Annotated in this window: 21 protein-coding genes; 10 read left to right on the top strand and 11 right to left on the bottom strand. The window is 28.1% G+C overall.

What is annotated here, in order from left to right; translation table 11 throughout:
- Position 1 precedes the first annotated feature (1 nt).
- From pglJ to CAMP5118_RS04595, 5 genes are read right to left on the bottom strand one after another with little or no spacing between them, the layout of a single operon-like run.
- Positions 2-1,102 (bottom strand): N-acetylgalactosamine-N,N'-diacetylbacillosaminyl-diphospho-undecaprenol 4-alpha-N-acetylgalactosaminyltransferase, encoded by a 1,101-nt coding sequence (pglJ, locus tag CAMP5118_RS04615; protein WP_337216732.1) that lies wholly within the window; start codon positions 1,100-1,102, stop codon positions 2-4.
- A gap of 1 nt (position 1,103) precedes the next feature.
- Complete coding sequence (gene pglH / locus CAMP5118_RS04610; protein WP_337216731.1) at positions 1,104-2,168, bottom strand: GalNAc-alpha-(1->4)-GalNAc-alpha-(1->3)-diNAcBac-PP-undecaprenol alpha-1,4-N-acetyl-D-galactosaminyltransferase; 1,065 nt, start codon at positions 2,166-2,168, stop codon at positions 1,104-1,106.
- Positions 2,165-3,859 carry a BC-type lipopolysaccharide transporter PglK gene (gene pglK, locus CAMP5118_RS04605; protein WP_337216730.1) on the bottom strand — a complete coding sequence of 565 codons (1,695 nt, stop codon included), beginning with the start codon at positions 3,857-3,859 and terminating at the stop codon, positions 2,165-2,167. The genes pglH and pglK overlap by 4 nt, the downstream gene beginning before the upstream one ends.
- Positions 3,853-4,839, bottom strand: coding sequence for a UDP-glucose 4-epimerase GalE (galE, locus tag CAMP5118_RS04600; protein ID WP_039626879.1), 987 nt, complete (start codon positions 4,837-4,839; stop codon positions 3,853-3,855). The genes pglK and galE overlap by 7 nt, the downstream gene beginning before the upstream one ends.
- Before the next feature lie 58 nt (positions 4,840-4,897).
- Positions 4,898-5,677: a 3'-5' exonuclease gene (locus CAMP5118_RS04595; RefSeq protein ID WP_337216729.1), complete on the bottom strand. Its 780-nt coding sequence runs from the start codon at positions 5,675-5,677 to the stop codon at positions 4,898-4,900.
- A 66-nt stretch (positions 5,678-5,743) separates the two neighbouring features.
- Between CAMP5118_RS04595 and waaC the strand changes: the two genes are divergently transcribed.
- The 4 genes from waaC to CAMP5118_RS04575 are packed head-to-tail and all read left to right on the top strand — an operon-like array spanning position 5,744 to position 10,240.
- Complete coding sequence (waaC, locus tag CAMP5118_RS04590) at positions 5,744-6,763, top strand: lipopolysaccharide heptosyltransferase I (protein ID WP_337216728.1); 1,020 nt, start codon at positions 5,744-5,746, stop codon at positions 6,761-6,763.
- Positions 6,760-7,632 carry a lipid A biosynthesis lauroyl acyltransferase gene (locus CAMP5118_RS04585; RefSeq protein ID WP_337216727.1) on the top strand — a complete coding sequence of 291 codons (873 nt, stop codon included), beginning with the start codon at positions 6,760-6,762 and terminating at the stop codon, positions 7,630-7,632. The genes waaC and CAMP5118_RS04585 overlap by 4 nt, the downstream gene beginning before the upstream one ends.
- Positions 7,633-7,640: 8 nt before the next feature.
- Complete coding sequence (locus CAMP5118_RS04580) at positions 7,641-9,188, top strand: glycosyltransferase family 2 protein (protein WP_337216726.1); 1,548 nt, start codon at positions 7,641-7,643, stop codon at positions 9,186-9,188.
- A complete protein-coding gene (locus CAMP5118_RS04575; protein ID WP_337216725.1) occupies positions 9,185-10,240 on the top strand; it encodes a glycosyltransferase family 4 protein in 1,056 nt (351 codons plus the stop codon). Before CAMP5118_RS04580 ends, CAMP5118_RS04575 begins: the two co-directional genes overlap by 4 nt.
- Here the strand turns inward: CAMP5118_RS04575 and CAMP5118_RS04570 are convergent.
- Both CAMP5118_RS04570 and CAMP5118_RS04565 read right to left on the bottom strand, forming a co-directional pair.
- Positions 10,229-11,434 (bottom strand): glycosyltransferase family 8 protein, encoded by a 1,206-nt coding sequence (locus CAMP5118_RS04570; protein ID WP_337216724.1) that lies wholly within the window; start codon positions 11,432-11,434, stop codon positions 10,229-10,231. The genes CAMP5118_RS04575 and CAMP5118_RS04570 overlap by 12 nt on opposite strands.
- Positions 11,415-12,374 (bottom strand): glycosyltransferase family 2 protein, encoded by a 960-nt coding sequence (locus CAMP5118_RS04565; RefSeq protein WP_337216723.1) that lies wholly within the window; start codon positions 12,372-12,374, stop codon positions 11,415-11,417. The genes CAMP5118_RS04570 and CAMP5118_RS04565 overlap by 20 nt, the downstream gene beginning before the upstream one ends.
- A 73-nt stretch (positions 12,375-12,447) precedes the next feature.
- Here CAMP5118_RS04565 and CAMP5118_RS04560 point away from each other — a divergent pair, with 73 nt between their 5' ends.
- Entirely contained in the window at positions 12,448-14,184 is a 1,737-nt protein-coding gene (locus tag CAMP5118_RS04560; protein ID WP_337216722.1) for a glycosyltransferase, read from the top strand.
- A 13-nt stretch (positions 14,185-14,197) separates the two neighbouring features.
- The gene (locus CAMP5118_RS04555; protein ID WP_442863228.1) at positions 14,198-15,238 is read left to right on the top strand and encodes a beta-1,4-N-acetylgalactosaminyltransferase; all 1,041 of its coding nucleotides are present in this window, start codon (positions 14,198-14,200) and stop codon (positions 15,236-15,238) included.
- Here CAMP5118_RS04555 and CAMP5118_RS04550 read toward each other — a convergent pair.
- From CAMP5118_RS04550 to CAMP5118_RS04540, 3 genes are read right to left on the bottom strand one after another with little or no spacing between them, the layout of a single operon-like run.
- Positions 15,235-16,401 carry a nucleotide sugar dehydrogenase gene (locus tag CAMP5118_RS04550; protein ID WP_337216720.1) on the bottom strand — a complete coding sequence of 389 codons (1,167 nt, stop codon included), beginning with the start codon at positions 16,399-16,401 and terminating at the stop codon, positions 15,235-15,237. The genes CAMP5118_RS04555 and CAMP5118_RS04550 overlap by 4 nt on opposite strands.
- A gap of 4 nt (positions 16,402-16,405) precedes the next feature.
- Positions 16,406-17,149: a glycosyltransferase family 25 protein gene (locus CAMP5118_RS04545; protein WP_337216719.1), complete on the bottom strand. Its 744-nt coding sequence runs from the start codon at positions 17,147-17,149 to the stop codon at positions 16,406-16,408.
- The gene (locus tag CAMP5118_RS04540; protein WP_337216718.1) at positions 17,146-17,952 is read right to left on the bottom strand and encodes a glycosyltransferase family 2 protein; all 807 of its coding nucleotides are present in this window, start codon (positions 17,950-17,952) and stop codon (positions 17,146-17,148) included. Before CAMP5118_RS04540 ends, CAMP5118_RS04545 begins: the two co-directional genes overlap by 4 nt.
- Positions 17,953-18,004: 52 nt before the next feature.
- Between CAMP5118_RS04540 and waaF the strand changes: the two genes are divergently transcribed.
- From waaF to CAMP5118_RS04520, 4 genes are all read left to right on the top strand, one after another.
- Complete coding sequence (gene waaF, locus CAMP5118_RS04535) at positions 18,005-18,919, top strand: lipopolysaccharide heptosyltransferase II (protein WP_337216717.1); 915 nt, start codon at positions 18,005-18,007, stop codon at positions 18,917-18,919.
- A 92-nt stretch (positions 18,920-19,011) separates the two neighbouring features.
- Positions 19,012-19,314: an HU family DNA-binding protein gene (locus tag CAMP5118_RS04530; RefSeq protein WP_337216716.1), complete on the top strand. Its 303-nt coding sequence runs from the start codon at positions 19,012-19,014 to the stop codon at positions 19,312-19,314.
- A gap of 96 nt (positions 19,315-19,410) precedes the next feature.
- Positions 19,411-20,313: a cysteine synthase A gene (gene cysK / locus CAMP5118_RS04525; RefSeq protein ID WP_337216715.1), complete on the top strand. Its 903-nt coding sequence runs from the start codon at positions 19,411-19,413 to the stop codon at positions 20,311-20,313.
- A gap of 12 nt (positions 20,314-20,325) precedes the next feature.
- Positions 20,326-21,711, top strand: coding sequence for a replicative DNA helicase (locus CAMP5118_RS04520; protein ID WP_337216714.1), 1,386 nt, complete (start codon positions 20,326-20,328; stop codon positions 21,709-21,711).
- On the opposite strand, the gene tpx is transcribed toward CAMP5118_RS04520, so the two are convergent.
- Positions 21,708-22,226: a thiol peroxidase gene (tpx, locus tag CAMP5118_RS04515; RefSeq protein ID WP_263663449.1), complete on the bottom strand. Its 519-nt coding sequence runs from the start codon at positions 22,224-22,226 to the stop codon at positions 21,708-21,710. The two genes, CAMP5118_RS04520 and tpx, sit on opposite strands and share 4 nt — an antisense overlap.
- Position 22,227: the final 1 nt, after the last annotated feature.

Genomic DNA, 22,227 nt, shown 5'->3' with positions numbered 1-22,227 from the left:
TTTATGCCTTGTTGAAAAATTCAAATAATTGCTTTGCTATGCTAATTTTATCAAATTCTTTTGCGCGCAAAAAAGCCTTTTGTCTATATGAAGTTTTTAATGCTTCATCATTGCACATTTTCTCTAAGCCTTCTTGCATGGCTTTTTCATCATCTACTTTTACTAAAAGTCCAAACTCATCATCTAAAAATAACTCCCTTGCGCCACTTTTATGATCAGTGCAAAGCACGGCAGTATTACAAGCTAGACATTCGATTAAAACATTGGAAAAACCTTCAAAACTTGAAGCAAAAGCAAAAAAGTCACATTTACTCATGTATTTATATGGATTTTTATCAAAACCTAGTAAAAAGACTTTGTCTTTTAAATTTAAAGTTTCTATTAAAGTTAAAAGCTCATCTTTTAAAATACCCTCGCCTAAAATGACTAATTTTAAATCAGTTTTAACTTTTGCATAAGCTCTTATAAGCATAGCATGATTTTTACCATGATCAAGTCTGCCAACACTTAATATAAAAGGATCTTTAAAGTTTATTTCTTCTTTAGATTTTTCTATAATGTTTTCTAAGTCTATGGCATTGTATAAAATATCACATTTTTTTGCCTCTATATTGAAATTTTGTATTAAATCTTCTTTGTTTCCTACAGAATTTGCTAAGATTAAATCTGCTTTATTGTAAAGTTTTTTAATAAGAAATTTATTGATAAAAGAATTTAGATTATTATGTTTATAAATCACACTTGGAGTAGTGCATTCATTGATAATAAGGGTTGATTTAAGTCCTAGAGATTTTGCCATTAACGCAATATAATTAGGTCTATTTAATAATACAAATTGCAAATTGATTTTTAAATCTTCGCAAAGCTTTTTGTATTTCATAGCTAGCAAGGGCAGTTTTAAAAATTTAGCTAAGTTACTTTCGCTTGGATTTGATTTTTCAAGGTAGTGGATATTAACCTCAGGAATATCATAGGATATTTTATCATTCATTAAAATCAAATGTACTTCATATTTTAAATTTAACACAGGTAATAGCGTAGATACAACCCTTTCAGCACCACCGCTTCCTAAAGAATAAATAAAAATTGCTAGTTTTTTCATGTTAAACCCTTACTTCTTTGATCAAATCAATCCATTTTTGTGCTACATTGGCCACTTCATAATCTTTACATCGTTGCTGTGCATTAAGCGCTAGTGTTTTTCTTAAATTTTCATCTTGCATTAAAAGGGCGAGTTTTTCGCTTAAAGCTTTTTCATCATCTAAATCTACTAAAAATCCATCTTTTCCATCATCAATTAAATCTTTATGACCGCTTGTGTATTTAGTGCTAATGCGCGCTACTTGATAATATAAACTTTCAAGCAAAACCGTTGGCAAGCCTTCTATGAAAGAGCAAAGGCAGATTATTTTTGCTTTTTTATAAAGTTCTTGCATATTTTCAACTTTACCTAAAAAATTAACCTTGATATTTAAATTCTTAGCTTCTTGTTCTAAATCTTGTCTTAATTCTCCATCGCCTGCTATGAAAAAATTGTATTGTTTTTGTAAATTTGTATCTAGCCTTGCTATGGCTTTTAAAAACATAGAAGCATTTTTATTATGATCAAGTCTGCCTACGAAAATGACATTGTTTTCTTTTTCTAAATTTTCTTTAATGGGGCTAAAATGACAAGGATTTGGCATATTGATAACTTTTTTAACAAAATTTTCATAGTATTTTTTATCATCATTACTTAGCACGGTTAGAGCATTTGCATGAGGAAAACTTATACGGCGTAAAAACTTCCAAATTTTAGATTTTAAATAAGTATAAGAGCTATGCTCGCTAATAATTAAAGGTGTATTAGAACCTTTATTTGCCCAAATGCAAGCAATATTAGTTGTATCTAAAAATGAGATAAAAACATCGCTTTTGTGGTCTTTAAGTGCTTGTTTTAAGGCTTTGAATTTTTTAATGCGTGAGGCTATTTTATTATAAAGAGTGGAAAAGTCAAACTGCTCTAGGGTAAAAAGTTTGATTTTTGGATCAAGCTTGTAAAAAGAGTCTTCTTTGTGAAATTTAATAATATTTATTTCATGATTTTTGCAAAGCTCATTAGCTAAAGTGACCAATACTCTTTCAGCGCCACCTGAATTTAAAGTAGCTATGATGAAAGTGATTTTCATACTTGTTCCTTTAAATGTCCATGTTTTACTTCAAATACTCTATCGCAACCTTGTATGGTTGAGAGCCTATGGGCTATGATGATGAGGGTTTTATCTTTTGAAATTTTATAGATTTCTTCCATGATTTTTGCTTCACTTTCTTGATCAAGAGCGCTAGTTGCTTCATCTAAAACTAAAATTTCAGGTTGTTGATAAAGCGCTCTTGCTATGGCTATTCTTTGTCTTTGGCCCCCACTTAAAAACGAACCTGAATCACCCACCTTAGTATGCACTCCATCTTCAAGTGAATTTACAAAGCTTTCAAGATTAGCTTGTTTGATTACCTTATGCAAAAGTGCTTCATCTATTTCTTCTCCAAAGCTAATATTTTTAGCAATAGAATCATTAAAAAGATAAATTTGCTGAGGTATGTAGCCAATTTTACTTCTAAAACTTTTTATATTGCTCTCATCAAGTTTAATTCCATCTACAAAAATAGCTCCATCACTTGGTTTTAAAAGTCCTATGATAAGATCAACTAAAGTACTTTTACCACTTCCACTTTTACCTATAAAAGCGATTTTTTCATTTTTCTTAAGCTCAAAATTTAAATTTTTAAATAAATTTTTCTTGCCCTTATAAGCAAAGAAAAGATTTTTCAAAACGATTTTTTCTTTAAATTTAATATTTTCATCGCCTAGTTTTTCTTCTTTTTCATTGAGTATATTATAAATAATATCTAAAGAGTTTTTATAATATGTGATTTCATTATAACTTGTGATGATACGATTAGCACTTGGCATAAGCCTATAAAGAGCTACTACGAAAATAGTAATGGTTGCTAAGATAGATGAGATATCACTTTCATATCTTAAAACTAAATACACCACAATAAAACAAAGCATACAAAAACCTATACCTTCAAGGTAAATTCTAGGAATGCTTGACATACTTTCATTGCTAATGTTTGCTTTGGCAAAAAGCCCACTTTGAATTTCATAAAGCTTTTGTGTGCTTTGTTCTTTGGTTTTGAGTTTGATGATTTTAAGATTGTTTAAATTTGCATTTAAAATTTCAAAATAATTTTTCATCGCCTCTTCTCTAGCTATAGAAGCTTTTTTTACCAAGGGTGAGAGAATTTTGATCAAAATAAAAGCATTTAAAAGTAAAAAAGCACTTAAAGCTAGGGTGATTTTATAGTTGATAATTAGCAATAAAGTATAAAGCAAAAACACCACAAAGCTTTCACTTAGCATAAGTAAAAAAGCGCTAATTAAAGTACTTAAATGAAAGACTTCTTGAGTGATGGTTTTTAAAAGTTCTGATTGATTTTTGTTAGTAAAATTTTCGTATTCAAGATGTAAGTATTTATCAAAAATACGACAAGCAAGGCTGTGATAACGCCCTTTAGAAAAACGCGCAAGCAAATGAAAATAAAAGGCATTCAAAAAGGCTCTAAAAATATAAAAGGCGATTAATATACAGCCAAAATAAGCAATAATCTTATAACTTGGCAAATTTAAATACTCATATATAGGTTGAAAATAGGAGCTTTTTTCTAAAAGCTCAAAATTACTCGCCACTGATACAAAAGGCATGATTAAAGAAATAGCAAAGCTTTCTATAAATCCTATAGAAATAGAAAAAATTAGTAAAGCAAATAAAAATTTCTTATCATGAGCATTGAGTATAAAAAAAAGTTTTTTTAACACTGTTTTTCCCACTCATAAGCACTTTTGCAGATTAATTCCAAATCATCATATTTTGGTTTCCAGTTGGTTAGGGTTTTGATTTTATCTGCATTTGAAATAAGCACAGAAGGATCCCCAGCTCTTTTTGGTGCAAGTTCTACTGTGAAATCCACCCCACTTACTTTTTTCATAGTTTCAATAACTTCTTTTACACTAAAGCCATGTCCATAGCCTACATTGAAAATATTACTTTCATTGTTTTCTAGGTATTCTAAAGCGGCTAAATGCGCACTTGAAATATCATCAACATGGATAAAATCTCTAATACAAGTGCCATCTTTAGTATTATAATCATCGCCAAAAATATAAAGTTTTTCTCTTTTTCCTGTAGCTACTTCAGCAGCAACCTTGATAAGCAAAGTAGCTTTTGGATAGCGTTGACCTATAGGATAACTCATGCAAGCACCTGCTACATTGAAGTATCTTAAAATGCAGTATTTAAATTCAGGATTAGCCATATTAGCATCTTGTAAGACTTTTTCGCTCATAAGCTTGCTTTGTCCATAAGGATTAATCGGTGCTAATGGGCTTTGTTCATCTACGATAGGAGTTTGTGGCTCTCCATAAGTCGCTGCGGTTGAAGAAAAAATGAATTTTTTCACACCTGTTTCTAAGCAAGTTTGGATTAGATTACTTGTGTTTGCGGTATTGTTCATATAGTATTTTAAAGGATTTTCCATACTTTCAGGAACTTCAATGCTTGCTGCAAAATGCACAATCGCATCAAATTTTTCTTCTTTGAAAAGTTTTTTAATCCCAGCATAATCGCTTAAATCTTGCTCAAAAAACTTAAAAGGTCTGATTTTAGAAAGTTCATCTAAACTTTTTTTACTGCCTTTTGAAAGATTATCTAATACACAAATTTCATGATTTGTTTCTAGAAATTGTTTTAAGGTATGAGAGCCTATGTATCCTGCGCCACCGGTGATTAAAATTTTCATTTTTATCCTTTTTGTGATATTTAATAATAGTTATTTTAATATACTTTTCTTAATTAATTTAAAACTTGCTCTTTTCTTTTTCTATGGCTTCTAAAAATGGCTTTTGATAGCTTTTATCACTATGTTTTTGCAAAAGTTCTTCTTTGAAATTTTCTAAAATATTAAGATAATCTTCTTGGGTTAAGTTGCCCTTGATAAGTTCGTATTTTAAAAATAGCATATAGGTGTTTAACACATCACTCTCGCAGTATTCGTGAATTTTTTCTAATTTGTTTTGATAAAAAAGTTCTAATACTTCATTTCCATGCACATCATACTTTCCAGGAAGTCCTGCCATAGCACAAAGTGTGTCAAGTTTTAAGCCTTTTTGGCCAAAACTTCCTAAAGATTCTAATAAATCACAGTGTTTATTTTCTACAAATTTGCTTTTGTAGTTATTCCATTTATCGCTTGCATCTAAATAAGCACTTGCGTTGATATTGTATTTTAATGCTCTTATAACAAGCAAAGGCATGTCATAGCTTTTGCCATTAAAACTTACAAGGCGGGGTTGGTGTTTGTCTATGAAGTTAAAAAACTCTTCTAGCATTTGCTTTTCATTTGCACCTTTGATTTTATTGACTTTGATGAAATTTCCAAATTTATCTGCAATCACTGCACAAATGCTTACAACTTTATGAAAAGGCAGGGGTAAAAATTCACTTCCGCTTTCTTCTTTTTGTCTTTCTAAAGCTTGCTTGCTAATGCTTAAATCATCGCCATTAAAATCATAAAGATGTTTTATCAATTCTACATCAGGAATACTCTCACAATCAAAAACGCAAATATATTCTTGCATGATAAACCTTTTTTTAAAAAAATCTTTGTTAAAATCATAACAGAAAATTTAAAAATAAAGTAGCATATGAAAATAGGTTTGGTTAAGTTATCCGCACTTGGAGATATCATCCATGCGGTAATTGTTTTACAATTTATTAAAAAGCATTATCCTAAGGCGAGTATTGATTGGTTTGTGGATACAAGATTTGCAGGATTGTTACAAGATCATCCAATGATCAATGAAGTATATGCCCTGCCTTTAAAAGATAGAAAATTCAAAGAAGTTTTTGCTATGCTTTTTGAAGCTAGGCAAAATAAATATGATGTTGTGATTGATCTGCAAGGTTTGATTAAATCTGCTTTAGTGAGTAAATTTTTATGTGCTAATACTTTTGGTTTTGATCAAGAAAGCATAAAAGAGGGCTTTGCGAGCAATTTTTATACGCATAAATTTGCGTGTAATTATGAAGAAAATATTATCGTGCGTAATCTTTCTTTGGTAGCTTATGTGCTAAATGAGCATTTTGATCATAGTGACATAGAGTTAAAACAAAGTTGTTTTAGTGTAGATGATGAGTTAAAAGAAGAGCTAGAACAAAGACTTTCTTTAAGTGAAAGTACGCCAAATATATTTATACATGTAGGCTCATCTATGCCTAATAAAATTTACCCAAAAGAGCGTTTGATACTACTTTGTAGAATGCTTTTAGAGTATTTTACTAGTGCAAAAATCATGCTTGGTTGGGGCAATGTTAATGAGTTTAATTTTGCTAAAGATATAGTTTTAAATTTAAAACATTTGAAAATAGAACTTGCGCCAAAATTAAGCTTAAGTGAGCTTTGTGCTTTAACTAAGGCAAGCGATCTAATCATCGGAAATGATAGCGGGCCTACTCATTTAGCCTTTGCATTAAACAAGCCTTCTATAACGATTTTTGGTGCTACTCCTAGTCAAAGAAATACCTATGAAACAAATATCAACAAAACAATCAATGCAGGTAAAAAAATACTGCATTCAAAACATATAGATAAGAGTGATTTTTGCATACAAAATATCGATGAAAAAGATATTTTTAAACTTGCTTGTGAGCTTTTAGAAAAATGATAAATTATGTATATCTAAGCCTTTTTTATATATTAAAAGCTCTTGTGAAGTTTTTGCCTTCAAGACTTTTAAACTCTTTTGCAAATTTGGTTGCTTTAATCACTTATAAGTTAAATCACAAACACCGCAAAATCGTTGACACAAACTTAAAAATTTGCTTTCCTGAAAAAGATCAAAAATGGCGTGATGAAACTAGCCTTAATATCTATAAAAATTTTGCTAAATTTGGGATTGATTTTATTAAAAATCAAAATGCAAGCAAAGAAGAAATTATCAATAAAATTTGCTTTGATGATGAGGAGCAAATTTTAAATATAATGCAAAGTAAAAGACCCTTGATTGTAACTACGGCCCATTATGGCAACTGGGAACTTTTGGCTTTGTCTTTTGGAGCTAAATTTCAAGGAATTTCCATAGTTGGAAGAGCGCTTGATAGTGTGATAATGGATAAAATTTTAAGTAAAAATCGCACGCAATTTAACATAGAACTTATAGAAAAAAAAGGCGGGCTTAAAAAAATGCTAAAATCCTTAAAAGAAGGCAGATCGCTTGGAATTTTAACCGATCAAGATGCGGTAGATGGTGAAAGTGTAAAAATACAATATTTTAACCAAGAAGTAAATTTCATAGCAGGTGCAAGTGTGCTTGCTAAAAAAACAAATGCTATGATTTTACCTTGTTTTGTGTATCAAAAAGATGAGAAATTTTTTGTAAAAACTTTTAAGGCTTTAGACGCAAGTAAGGCAAGTGTAGAAGAGCTTACTAAGTATCAAGCAAAGTGTTGTGAAGAGATGATTAAATTTAAACCTGATGAGTATTTTTTCTTTCATAAGAGATTTAAAAGATACAATCATGAGTTGTATTTATAGGATTTAAAATGGATTTAAAGCAAATTAGTGTGATAATGATTGTTAAAAATGCTCAAAAAACTTTAAAAGCTTGCTTGGAGTCTTTGCAAGAATTTGGCGAGATAGTTTTGATAGAAAATGATAGCAATGATGATACTTTGAAAATCGCTTATGAATTTAGTGAAAACTATAAAAATATCAAGATTTATCAACATAAATTTATAGGTTTTGGACCTTTGAAAAATTTAGCCATAAGTTATGCTAGCAATGATTGGATTTTTAATATTGACGCAGATGAGCTTGCTAAGAAAGAATTTTTACAAGAATTAGGGCAAATTGAGCCTAATAAAGAAGATATCATAGCCTTACCAAGAGAAAATTTATACAATGGAGAGTGGATTAAAGCTTGTGGGTGGTGGCCTGATCATGTAATGCGGGTGTTTAATAAAACCCATACTAGTTTTAATAAAAATTTGGTACATGAGAGTTTAATTTTACATGAAGAAAGCAAAAAGATTAAGTTGCAAAATGGTTTGAGACATTTTGCATTTGATGATATCGATAGTTTGTTAGATAAGCTTCAAAAATACTCTAAGCTTTGGGCTTTGCAAAATTTACATAAAGAAAGTGGTGTTTGCAAGGCATTGCTAAGAGGAATTTGGACTTTTTTTAGAAATTATGTTTTAAAAAAGGGAATTTTTTATGGTTATAAAGGCTTTATCATAAGTACTTGCAATGGTCTTGGAGCTTTTTTTAAATATATGAAATTATATGAGTTAAAAAAACAAAAGCCAAAAACTTGTGCTTTAATCATCACAACCTATAATCAAAAAGAAAGACTTGCTTTGGTGCTTGATAGCGTTAAAAACTTAGAGCCTTTACCAGATGAGGTTTTAATAGCTGATGATGGAAGCAAGGAAGATACGGCTAAACTTATACAAGCTTATCAGAAAGATTTTCCTTGTAAATTAGAGCATATTTGGCAAGAAGATGAGGGGTTTAGACTAAGTGAGATTAGAAATAAAGCTATTAAAACTTCCAACAGCGAATATATAATCGTTGTAGATGGAGATATGGTTTTAGAAAAAAGTTTTGTAGCTGATCATTTGAAATTTGCACAAAAAAAAGTATTTTTGCAAGGTTCTAGGGTGATTTTAAATGAAAAAGAAAGTAAAGAACTTTTAAGCAAAAATGATTTTAGTTTGGCATTTGACAAAAAGGGTTTTAAAAATCAAAGAAATATTTTTTTAGCTAAATGTATATATAAATTTTCAAAATTAACTAAGAATTTTTTTAAAAAATCACAACTTATTAAAGGTATAAGAGGCTGCAATATGAGCTTTTATAAAAGTGATTTTGAAGCCATTGAGGGATTTAATGAAAAATTTATAGGTTGGGGTAGGGAAGATAGTGAGTTTGTAGCTAGATTTTTATTTAATAATGGAGTGTTTAAAAGGCTTAAATTTAATGCCCTAGCTTGTCATATCTATCATGAAGAAAATAGTAAAAATATGCTCGAAATCAATCATCAAATTTATCTTGAAACTATAAAAAATGAAAAAGTGACTTGGAAATGAAAATTTTATTACTTATTGGGGATATCACTATAGGAGGTGGTGCTGAAAGGGTTGTCGTAAATTTAGCAAATGCGCTTTTTGAGCTTGGATACGATGTAAAAATTTTTAGTTTTTATAAACAAGGAGTTGATGTAGCTTATGAATTAAATGACAATATTAAAATAGATTACTTGCATAGTAAATCAAGAGCTGATGTAAAAAAAGAAAGATTATTTTATAAGTTATATTACAAGCATTATGAGAGTTTTTTGCTAAAACAAAGATATAAAGATATTGATGTGATGATTTTTAATAATTGTCCTCATTTTCCTTTCTTTAAAAATAAAAATACAAAATATATTAATTTTATTCATAATCATTTTAAAAAATATCGATTTAAAAATAATTATTTTGATACTTTAGTGGTGTTATCGGCCAAGCAAATTGATCAGTGGAGAAAATATCATAAAAATGTTTGGGTTGTACCAAATTTTTTACCTTATTTGTCTGATATAAATTCTACTTTAAGTCAAAAAAATATTTTAAGTATAGGTCGTATGACAGCAAATGATGAAAAAGGTTTTTTAAGACTTATTGAAATCTGGAAGCTTGTGCAAAAAAATGTAAAATACAAAGAATGGACTTTAACTATAGTTGGAGAAGGTGAGTTTAAAAATACTATAGAAAATAAAATAAAAGAATATAAGCTTGAAAATTCAATCATATTAAAATCTTTTACAAAAGATATAGAAAAAGAATATTTAAACACTAGTATTTATGTTATGACAAGCAAATGGGAGGGATTTCCTATGGTTTTAGTTGAAGCTAGTTCTTATAAAATTCCTTTGATTTCTTTTGATATCAATACAGGTCCTAGCGATATTATAGAAAGTGGTAAAAGTGGATATTTAATCGAGGATGGTGATTTGCAAGAATTTGCAAATAAGCTTTGTTTACTTATGGATGATGAAAATTTAAGAAAACAAATGGGACAAAGCACAAAAGAAAATATTTCTCATAACTTCTCTAAAGAAAAAGTTATACAAAAATGGCAAGAGTTATTAAACTCTTGATTTGTTTGCGTATTTTTTAAAATTTTTGAGCATTTTGATAGCTTTTAAAAAAACACTGAAGGTATTTTTTTGATTTTTTCTTGCATATAAAATACTTTCTCCAAGCATGCAACAAAGTCCAAAAATATCATCATTAATCTTTTGTGGTTTTTTTAAAATATACTCATCTTTTTTAGTATTATGTATCAAAGATGATATTTTTGCAAAATTAAAACTTTTTATAGCTTTTAAAAGCTCAAATCCTAAAGTACTATAAAGCAAATGATCTTTAATGTTTGCTTTTTGTTTGAGCAATTCTTCATTAAAAATAGGTGTTTTTTCTGCTATTTGCCACCAATAATCATTTATATTTTTACCTTGCAAATCTGTGTATGATTTTAAAAATTTCCAAGGTTTTTCTCCATAATGTAAAATTTTAGGTGTTTTTGCACTTTTGGTAAATTCATCTCTTGTGTAATTAAGTCTATTTGCTTGCTCATCTTTACATATAGCATAAAAAAGAGTAATGATATTGAAATTATACGAAAAATCAAGTTTTAGTTGATATTGTGGTTTTATGGTGGCGTTAAGTAAATCTTGATCTGCGGCTTTTATGTAGTAGCATTTACTAGCTAAATCCTCGCATTTTTGTTCTATATTGTGTTTTTTCCACTCTTTTAGATTGATAAGTAAAAAACCTGAATTAAAATAATTTTCATCAAAATGCAAAGTGTGTTTTTGGTTATTTTCTTTAAATTTTATTTTTGCGCGTTTGGAGCCAGGGTCGCCTACAACACCAGCTATTTTTCCTTCTAAATTAATAGTAAAAATTTCTCTTATATCACACAAACATAACATATCAGAATCTAAATATAAACAAGTATTTATTTCATCATCTAATATAGAATTTAATTTTAATCTATAATAAGGAAGTTTTGAGCTATGAGCAGCTCCGCTGATAGGATAATGTTTAAAATCATCATCATTTTGAATGTGAATTTGTATTTTGCATGGGAAAGTTAAATTAAGTTCTTGTTCTAATTTTTGAAGTTTATTTTTAGTATGATTGCTAATGGCATTACTTAAAATATGAAAATAATATATTTCGTTTTCTTGATAAAATTTATTTTTATCTGTATTTTTAATAATACTTGTAATCAAAACAGCTGTGTATTTAATATAATTTTCATCTGCACTAAAAACAATGTGATACATTTGCTTCCTTTAGGATATTTTTAACATTTTTTATTTGGATATTTTTTTTAATTTTAATTTTTTTTCTTTGTATTTTCAAAAAAATTTTTTCAAAAAAATTTTTATTTGTGTATTTATATGTTAAATCTATTTTATGGATGTTTAGATCATATATAGCGATTTTAAAAATCAGCGAATGAAGTTTATTTGTTTGATTTTGAGTAAGATTTGAAATTTTTTCTAAAACAAAAGATAAGTCATGAATATAGGATTTAATTTTATTAAGATCTTTTTTTTCTCTAGTTGATGAATTTTCATTTGAAATATTATAATTATATAAATATTGTTTTGTGGTGCCAAATGCATTTATAAATTTTAGACTATGTAAAACCAATAAAAAATCTTCAGCCATAGTATTTTTTTCATTTGGTTGAAGATTAATTGTATTGAAAGCTTTAAGATACAACTCTTTTTTTAGAACTTTATTGGCAATACTCCAACTAAATTTAGGATACCTTGAAAATAAAAAATAGCAAAAATTTTCATTATTATAAAATGCACTTTCAAAAAAATTCCATTCTTTTTTATAGTCGTCGCATTCATAATAATTAAAACATATCAAATCAACTTTTTGTTTATCTAAAATTTTAACACATTCTTCACAAGCATTAAGCTCTAGATAATCATCAGGATCTAAAAACATTATGTAAGGTGAAGTTGCCACTTTAACACCTTCATATCTTGCTCTTAAAAGTTTTAAATTCTCTTCATTATGTATGATTTTTATCCTATCATCTTTGCTAGCATATTCTTTAGCTATATCTATACTTTTATCATTACCACAATCATCTACAACAATGATTTCTATATCTTTAAAAGTTTGGTTAATACAACTTTCTAATGCTCTAGCAATATATTTTTCTACATTATAAGTTGGTAGTATGATGGAAATTTGACTCATGTTAATCCTAATGATTAATTATTTATAATATAATTTTATAATTATAACAAAATACAACTAAGGAAATAAGCTTATGAGTAAGAGAGTTGGAATAATTATACCAATTTATAATGTATCCTCATATCTAAAAGAATGTTTGGATAGTGTTGTCGATCAATCTTACTCTAATTTAGAAATTATTTTAATAAATGATGGAAGTACAGATGATAGTTTAGAAATAGCTTTAAATTATTTTAAAAATGATTCGAGAATTACACTCATTGATAAGCAAAATGATGGACAAAGTGTTGCAAGAAATATAGGTATTGATTATTTAAAAAATGCAGAAAAATTTAAAGAAAACGAGGATTTATTAAAAGAGTATAGAATAAATAAAATACATACACATCCAAATCATGCTATTGGTAAGATTGATTATGTTATGTTTTTAGATTCTGATGATTATTTGACTTTAAATTGCATTGAAGAGGCAATTAGACCTTGTATAGATTCAGATATTGATATTATATGGTTTAATAATTATAATGTGAATGAAGTTGAAGGTTTTATAGAAAATTTTACAAGATTAGAAAATCACGATTATACGCAAGAACAATGTATTACTTCTGGAGAATGGGCGAAAAAATGTTTAAAAATAAAAAAGATTAAAGATTTTGCTTTTGTATGGCAAGGTCTGATTAAATTTGAGTTTTTATGTACAATTAACTTGCAGTTCTTGTCACATGTTATTCATCAAGATCATCATTTTGGTATTCTTTTGTTTATGCAAAGCAGTAAAATTTATATACTACCAAAAAAACTACTTTTTTATAGAATTAGAGCTAATAGTAGTGTTAATCATGATAAAACTATAACAAAAGCAAATATTCCTTCTTATTTGAATGATATTTATAAAGAATTCTCATGCGATCCTATACAAGCTAAAATGTATCATAAAGCGAGTAGCTGGATGAAGCAAACTTTAGAGTTGGTTAAATTTTTAGATTCTACAAATAATAAGTATTTTCGAGCATTGTTGAAATATAAATTTTTACCAACTTATAGCAAAGAAGCTATAAAAATAAAAAATTTCAATAAAGATCCTTTAAATTTAAAAAAACAAATTCCTTACATAAAACCATATATAAAATCCAAGAAAATATTTAGAATGTTTATTGGTTTTTTTAATTTAAAAGAAAATATTGTAAAAAATACTAGACTAAATATAGAAGATCAAAAATATAGATATTTTTTCCCTATGTGTGCAACTAAAAATGAAATTAATTTATTTTTATCTTATGCAATCAGGTCAAAATATTATTTAGAATTTGGATGCGGTGGTAGTACTTTTGTAGTAGCATATTCTACTTCGGCTTGTATATATTCTGTTGAGTCAGATTTAAATTTTATAAATTTTCTATCTAAAAATGAGGTAATTTCGGCTTCATTGCAAAATTCTAGATTAAAATTTTTCCATGTGGATATTGGAGAGACAAAGGAATGGGGATATCCAAAATCATTAAATTGCAAAGATAAGTTTATTTTATATTCACAGTATGTTTTTTCGGTTATAAACCCATCTTTGATTGATTTGATTTTTATTGATGGAAGATTTAGAGTTGCTTGTGTATTAAATTCTATTCTAAATTGTCCAAAAAGTATTTATATAGTTCATGATTTTTTTAATAGAAAAGAAAAATATGGGGTAATATTAGATTTTTTAGATTGTATTGATAGTATTGATACTTTAGCTGTTTTTAAAGTTAAAGATAATATAGATGTTAGTCAGGTTAAGGAGTGCTATGAACGATATAAAAATATTGCAGATTAAAATATGTTTTTTAATGCGCAATGCTTTCTTTAAGTTTTGTTCAAAATTTTTTCCTATAAAAAAAATTCGTAAAAAAATTAATAATATTATATATGGTTATGCTGATATTTTCATCCCTAAAATTGTTAGAGATAAAATTAATAATAAAAGTAATCTTTATTATCTAGAAAAAAATAAAAAATTACAAATCGTTGATAATATTAAAATAAATAACAAAATCAATACAAGAGATAGGAAGAGGGGGGGGGTAAAGCACAGTGGTTTTTTTGAACTTGATATTCGCTCAAAAAATGTAAAATCGCCATTAAATCCTTGGGCTTTTATAAGAGTTTCCAATGAAATAATAACAATAAATTCTTCTTTGGAAAGTATTTTACCTGCTATACAAAGAGGTGTTATTGGCTATAATGATTGTGAGGATGGAAGCGAGGAGGTTATCTTAGAGTTTTGTAAAAAATATCCTTCTTTTGTTCCTATTAAATATCCTTATAAGATTGATACAGAAAATCCAAAAAGTGAATATAATAAACTTTATAGCTATTATAATTATATATTAAGCCATATTCCTAAAGATGAATGGATGGTTAAAATCGATGTTGATCATATTTATGATGCTAAGAAGTTGTATAAAAGTTTTTATATTCCAAAGAGTAACAAAGATGTTGTTAGCTATCCTAGGATTGATTTTTGTATTATAGATAGTCAAATATATATTTCAAAAAAAAGAGAATTTAATTCATTTTTATACAATCCCAATGATCATTGGTTGATTCAAAATCGTAATATTTTTTTTGAAGAATTTAGGTATATATTAAACAATAAAAATAGATCTATAGAGATGTTAAAAATACAAGAAAAAAATATATATCATGTTGAATTAAATAACTATCATTTGCCATACATTAAAATATCTAGAAGCAATATGGCAAAAACAATTAAATGGATTAATTTAAGAGTTTATTTAAAAGAGAATAAAATAAACCATTTTATAGATCCTATGATATTAACTGAAGAATATTTAATATTATTATTTCGCTATTTTAAAATAAATTAAAAATCACATTCAAACACGTCTGCTGTAAAAATTTTATATTTATAGTTACGGATTTTATCGTCTATCCTATTTGCTATGATAATATCACAAGATTCTATAAAATGTTCGAAATTATTTTCTATAGAAAATTCATCTGTTTCATCATTTAATAATGGCTCATATATAATCATATCAACATTGTAGCTTTTAAGATATTTTACAATATCAAGCATAACTGAATTTCTAAAATTATCTGAATCTTTTTTCATAATAAGTCTATAAATTCCAATTCTTTTTTGCTTGAGTGATAGTATAGTATCTTTTATAAATATTTTTCTAGTTTCATTAGTTTTTACAATGGCTTTAATTAGATTGTTAGGAGTATTTTTAAAATTTTGTAATAATTGCTTAGTATCTTTTGGTAAGCAGTAACCACCATATCCAAAACTAGGATTATTATAGTAATTTCCTATTCTAGGATCAGCACTAACACCCATAATAATATCTTTTGCGTCTAAACCATGTTTTCTAGCATATGTATCAATTTCGTTAAAAAATCCTATACGCATAGCTAAATATGTATTTGAAAAAAGTTTTATACTCTCAGCTTCTGTTGAATTTGTTAAGTACACTGAGATATCTTTTTTTAAAGCATTCTCTTGAAATAATTTGGCAATTTTCAACCCCTTTGATGATTTTTCTCCTACTATAATCCTACTAGGATGTAAATTATCATATAGAGCCTTACCTTCTCTTAAAAATTCTGGGCAAAATATAATATTTTCATAATTAAATTGTTTTTTGATCTTTTCCGTATATCCTATAGGAATAGTGCTTTTTATGATGATTGTTGCAGAAGGATTTATTTTTAATGCACTACTTATAACTTCTTCTATGCTTGAAGTATCAAAGTGGTTTAAATCTTCATTATAATTTGTTGGTGTAGCTATTATAATATAGTCTGTATTTTTGTAAACTATTTCTTGATTGGTATGAGCTTGGATGTTTAAAGGCTTATATTTTAAGTATTCTTCTATAAGATCATCTTGTATAACATTTTCTTTATTGTTGATTTTTTCAACTTTTTTATGGTCTATGTCTAACATAAAAACTTCGTGATTTTGGGACAATAAAACAGCATTAGATAAACCTACATAACCTATACCAACTACAGCTATTTTCAATTTTTTATCCTTGAAATATTTTTTTATTATATGTAATTTTTAAAATATAAAAATAAAATCTTATAATTTCTCTTATAATTTTAGAAAGTATGTTAAGTTTCTTTTTTCTTTGTGTTATGGTAGTTTCTACATGATTTAAGTCAAGTAAGAATGGCTTATAGATGATGTTTTGCATTTTATTATAATAATACATATCCATATAATCATCTACGGGCTTAAACCAATATTTCGCTTTTTTAATAAACTTTTTTGCAGCATTTGGGTGTATAAAATATCCTTGCGTGCCACCAGTATTCTCGTAACTTATGTAAAAATTGTTATTTAAATGGTGTATTCTTTTATCAAAAAGGTAATAAAATCTTATGTATTCATAGTTACTATTTAGTAATTTTTCAATGATATTTGAGTTGTTTAAAAACTCATCACTAAAGATGACATCATCTTCTAAAATGATGATAGGACTATTAAGTTCTTGACATTTTTTCCATAAACTATAATGAGATGCAAAGCATGATTTTTCACTATCGCTAAGTTCACGCCCAAGTACAAATTGACACCACCATGGGAAGTGACTTTTAAACTGAAAATGCTCATTTTTAGAACCATCGATGGCTTTAAAAAATTCAAATTCTAGTTGATTTTTTAAATTCGGATTATATGTGAAGAGTTTTTGAATTTGTTCTTGCATAAAATTTTTTCTATCTTCTGAGCGTTCTAGATTGATGATAAAAACTTTTACTTTTTTCAAACTCTACCCTCTAACCCTAAAATTTCTTTCTCTAAAACTTCTAATATTTTTTCATTAAAATGTTTATGTGAAAAAATATTAGCTAATTTTTTAATGCATTTTAAACTTTGCCTTTTGTGCTCGTAATTTTGCCATAAAATTTCTTTATTTTTGTTTTCATACCTACCATTTTCATTAAATTCATAGCGGTATATACATTCTTGCGACACCAAAAAACTTTCACTTAGTATAAAATTTATATAATTAAGAAGCACATCCTCCCCATAACAAAGTCTTTCTTTAAAATCAACATATTCAAAACTTTTTAAAATCAAATTTTTCCTATATACTTTTGCCCAAACACTCCAACAAAAATGTTTTTGCTTAAGTAAAAATTCCAAAAATTCATCTTTTTTAAAAAGCTCATCTTGCTTAAATCTATAAAATTTCTTAAATTTCACCCTATGCACATATGCATCAAACACTACTATATCTACATTTTTGATTTTTTCAAACCCAAGTTCACAAGCATTAAGCTCTAAATAATCATCAGGATCTAAAAACATTATATAGGGTGAACTTGAATTTAATACACCTATATTTCTACTAGCAAAAGTTCCTAAATTTTCTTCATTATGTATGATTTTTATCCTATCATCTTTGCTAGCATATTCTTTAGCTATATCTATACTTTTATCATTTCCATAATCATCTACTATGATTATTTCTATATCTTTAAAAGTTTGCTTAATACAACTTTCTAATGCTCTAGCTATATATTTTTCTACATTATAGGTTGGTAATATGATGGAAATTTGACCCATTTTAGCTCTTTATTTTTTGGTATAATTATAGCTTTTATTTTTAAGGAAAATCATGAATATTTTTATTAACCTTCCTACTTGGCTTGGCGATGCAGTAATGGCTAGTGCGGCTATTTACGCTATAAAAGAAAAATACCCCCAAGCTAAATTTACTTTTTATGGTTCTTTTGTAAGTACAGAGCTTTTTAAACGCTTTGAAAATGCTCAAATTTTAGTAGAAAATAAAAAGCAAAGATATAGGCAAATTTTACAAGCTAGAAAAAGTCTTGGTAAATTTGATTTAGCTTTTTCATTTCGCTCGGCATTTTCAAGCAAGATTATTTTAAATCTAATCAAAGCAAAGAAAAGATTTTATTTTGATAAAAATATTCTAAAAGAAGAACACCAAGTCTTAAAATACTTAAATTTCATAGAAAAAGCCTTAAATTTTAAAGCTACTTCAAATGCTTTAAAACTCCCTATAAAAGCAAAATCAACTCAAAAAATTTTAGGTATAAACCCAGGTGCGCATTTTGGAAGTGCGAAAAGATGGGAAGCAATCTATTTTGCAAGGGTAGCAAAAGAATTTAGCTCCACGCATCAAATTTTAATCTTTGGAGTAGAAAGTGAGAGAGAAATTTGTGATGAAATTGAACATTTTCTTTTAAAAGAAGGTATAAAGGCAAAAAATCTTTGTGGCAAAACTAGCATTTATACTTTATGTAAAAATATTTCTATGCTTGACTTGCTCATCACAAATGATAGTGGTCCTATGCATATAGGTGCAGCTTATGGGGTAAAAACGGTGGCTGTTTTTGGTTCTACTAAATTTAGTCAAACCTCGCCTTGGCAAGAAAATGCTAAAATAGCACATTTAAATTTAGCTTGTATGCCTTGTATGCAAAAGGTTTGCCCTTTAAAACACCATAAATGTATGAAAGATTTAAAGCCTGAAGTGGTAATAAATTTAGCAAAAACATTTTTTTAACATATTTTTCTTTGTGATTTGGGTTTAAACCTCTTGCAAAAGCTTGATAAATGTGTTAAACTTAACAATCATTTTTAATCAAGGAGCTTTTTATGACTAAAGCAGATTTTATTTCTCAAGTTGCTCAAACTGCTGGGCTAACTAAAAAAGATGCAACTGCAGCTACTGATGCAGTAATCGCTACTATTACTGATGTATTAGCTAAAGGTGATAGCATTAGCTTTATCGGTTTTGGTACATTTTCTGTAGCTGAAAGAGCTGCTAGAGAAGCTAGAGTGCCAAGCACTGGTGCTACTATCAAAGTACCTGCTACTAAAGTTGCTAAATTTAAAGTAGGTAAAAACCTTAAAGACGCAGTTGCTACTGCTAAAACTGCTAAAAAAGCTAAAAAATAATTCTTTGCGCAAAAGTTTCTAACTTTTGCGTTTTTCTTCATAGATTAAGTATTAATTTTCTTTTGATATTGTTTTTAAAAAATTACAAGGAAAACAATGTCAGTTTATAATAATATTTTAGATTGTATAGGTAATACCCCGATTATTTCTTTAAAAGAATTTGCTCCAAATCTTTATGCTAAATGTGAGTATTTTAATCCAAGTCATTCTATAAAAGATAGAGCAGCTATGGAGATGATAAAACAAGCTTTAAATGAAAGCAAGATTAATCAAGAAACAACCATTATAGAAGCCACAAGTGGAAATACCGGCATAGCTTTAGCAATGATTTGTGCAAGCTTAAAGCTCAAACTTATCATAGCTATGCCTGAGTCTATGAGTATTGAGCGTAGAAAAATGATGAGTTTTTTTGGTGCAAAGCTAGAGCTTACTCAAGCAAGCAAAGGTATGCAAGGAGCGCTTGATAGAGCTAATGAGCTTTTGAGTGAAATTCCAAATTCGTTTATGGTAAGTCAATTTGAAAATACCGACAACAAAAATGCACATAGAGAAAATACTGCTTTAGAAATTTTAAAAGCTTTACCTGATCTTGATATTTTTTTAGCAGGTTTTGGCACAGGTGGAACTATTAGCGGGGTAGGAGAAATTTTAAAAGAACACAATCCTAATGTCAAAATCATAGCCTTAGAACCTGCATCTTCGCCACTTTTGAGCCAAAATACCGCTGCAAGCCATAAAATCCAAGGTATAGGTGCAAATTTTATCCCTAAAATTTTAAATCAAAAAATCATAGATGAGATAGTTTGTGTAAGTAATGAAGATGCTATAAATACAGCCTTAGAGCTTGGTAAAAATGGCATAATGGCAGGAATTTCAAGTGGTGCAAATGTATATATGGCTAGAAAAATTGCTTTAGAAAACCCTGATAAAAAAATCTTAACTATGCTAAATGATACAGCCGAGCGATATTTGTCAACTGATCTATTTGCAAATTTATAATTTGGAGTATGTATGAGTCAAAATAATGAGCATTTTGATTTAGATCTTGAAAGGGCGATTTTAAGTTCTTGTATATATAGTGAAGATTCTTTTTTTAGTGTTTCTTCGGATATTGAAATTAATGATTTTTCACTCAAAGCTCATCAAGATATTTATAAAGCGATTTTAGCTTGTGTGAATGCAGGCGAGCCTATAAGTGCAAGTTTTATAAGAAAACATAAAAAAATAGATGAGCAAATTTTAGCTGAAGTTTTAGCCACTACTTCCATAGCAGATGTGAGCAAATACGCATATGAATTAAGAGAAAAATCCATCAGACGCCAACTTTTAAATTTTGCTTATACTATACCTACAAGGGTTAATGAAGATAAAAGCATTTCTCAAATTTCAGATGAAATAGGCAAAGAGATTTTTAATCTTACCAACCGTGTAAATAGTAATAGTATTAAAGATATGACTATGGTTATGTCTGAACTTATGGATGAGTTTAAAAAGCAAAAAGAAGCTGAAAATAAAGATATTTTGGGACTTGATACAGGTTTTAGCGAGCTTAATAAAATGACAAAAGGCTTTAAACCCGGCGATCTTGTAATTATCGCTGCACGCCCAGGTATGGGAAAAACTACAATTTGTTTAAATTTTATAGAAAAAACACTAAGACAAAATAAAGGCGTTGTAATGTTTTCACTAGAAATGCCTGCTACACAAATCATGCAAAGATTAATCAGTGCAAAAACTTCCATTCCTTTGCAAAAAATTCTAATCGCAGATTTAAACGATGATGAGTGGAGTAGGGTGGGTGATGCTTGCAATGAATATGCACAAAAAAATCTTTATATTTATGATAGCGGTTATGCTAGTATAGCTGATATTCGTTCGATTTTACGCAAAATTAAAGCTCAAGATGAGAGTATCGAGCTTTGCGTGGTAGATTATATCGGTCTTATGATGAGTAATTCAGCTTTTAATGATAGGCATTTGCAAGTGAGTGAAATTTCAAGAGGTTTAAAGCTTTTAGCAAGAGAATTAAATATGCCAGTAGTGGCACTTTCGCAATTAAATCGTTCATTAGAAAGTAGAGCAAACAAGCGTCCTATGCTTAGTGATTTAAGAGAAAGTGGTGCTATAGAACAAGATGCAGATACGATTTTATTTGTATATAGAGATGAAGTTTATAGAGAGCAAGAAGAAAAAGAAAGAGAAAATAAAGCCAAAAATGAAGGCAAGACTTATGAGAGAAAATTTATGCCAAATCCTGTGCAAGAAAAGGCTGAGCTTATTATAGGTAAAAATAGAAATGGCCCTGTAGGGCATGTGGATTTGCTTTTTTTGAAAGAAAAATCGTGCTTTATCGAAGCTCCAAAAGAAGATTTTGTGGTTACAAACTTTGAAGGTTAATTCAAAGGGTAACCATAATTTCTATGCATAAAAAGTTCTAAATCTTTAAAATCGATTTTTCCCATCAGCTCTTTTACGAGCTGTTTGTATACTATTTTTCCATCTTTAATTACAAAAGCTGCTCTTGCTAGCAATCCTGCAAATATACTATCATTTATTAATACCCCATAGTTTATGCCAAAATCTTTAAAGGCAAAATCACTTGCGGTTATAATATTATCAATCCCTTCAGTAGCACAAAAACGATCCATAGCAAAAGGTAAATCCATGCTAACAATAATAACTTCAATATTTTTCATAGAAGCTAGTCTTTTATTGGTTTCTTTGGCTTGTTTTGAGCATACTGGTGTATCTAAGCTGGGTAGAGTTAATAAAATTTGAGTTTTTCCAGGTGGTGCTATTTCTACTGGGGCAAGATTTTTGGTTCTTAGAACTACCCTTGGAGCATTATCTCCAACTTCTAGTTCAATTCCTGCAAGTTCTATAATTTGACCTTTATATGTAATGCTTGACATA

Origin of the sequence: Campylobacter sp. LMG 7929 (assembly GCF_024723595.1) — a bacterium.
In the GTDB taxonomy this organism is placed as follows: Bacteria; Campylobacterota; Campylobacteria; order Campylobacterales; family Campylobacteraceae; genus Campylobacter_D.
This window is presented reverse-complemented; position numbering and strand designations above follow the sequence as displayed.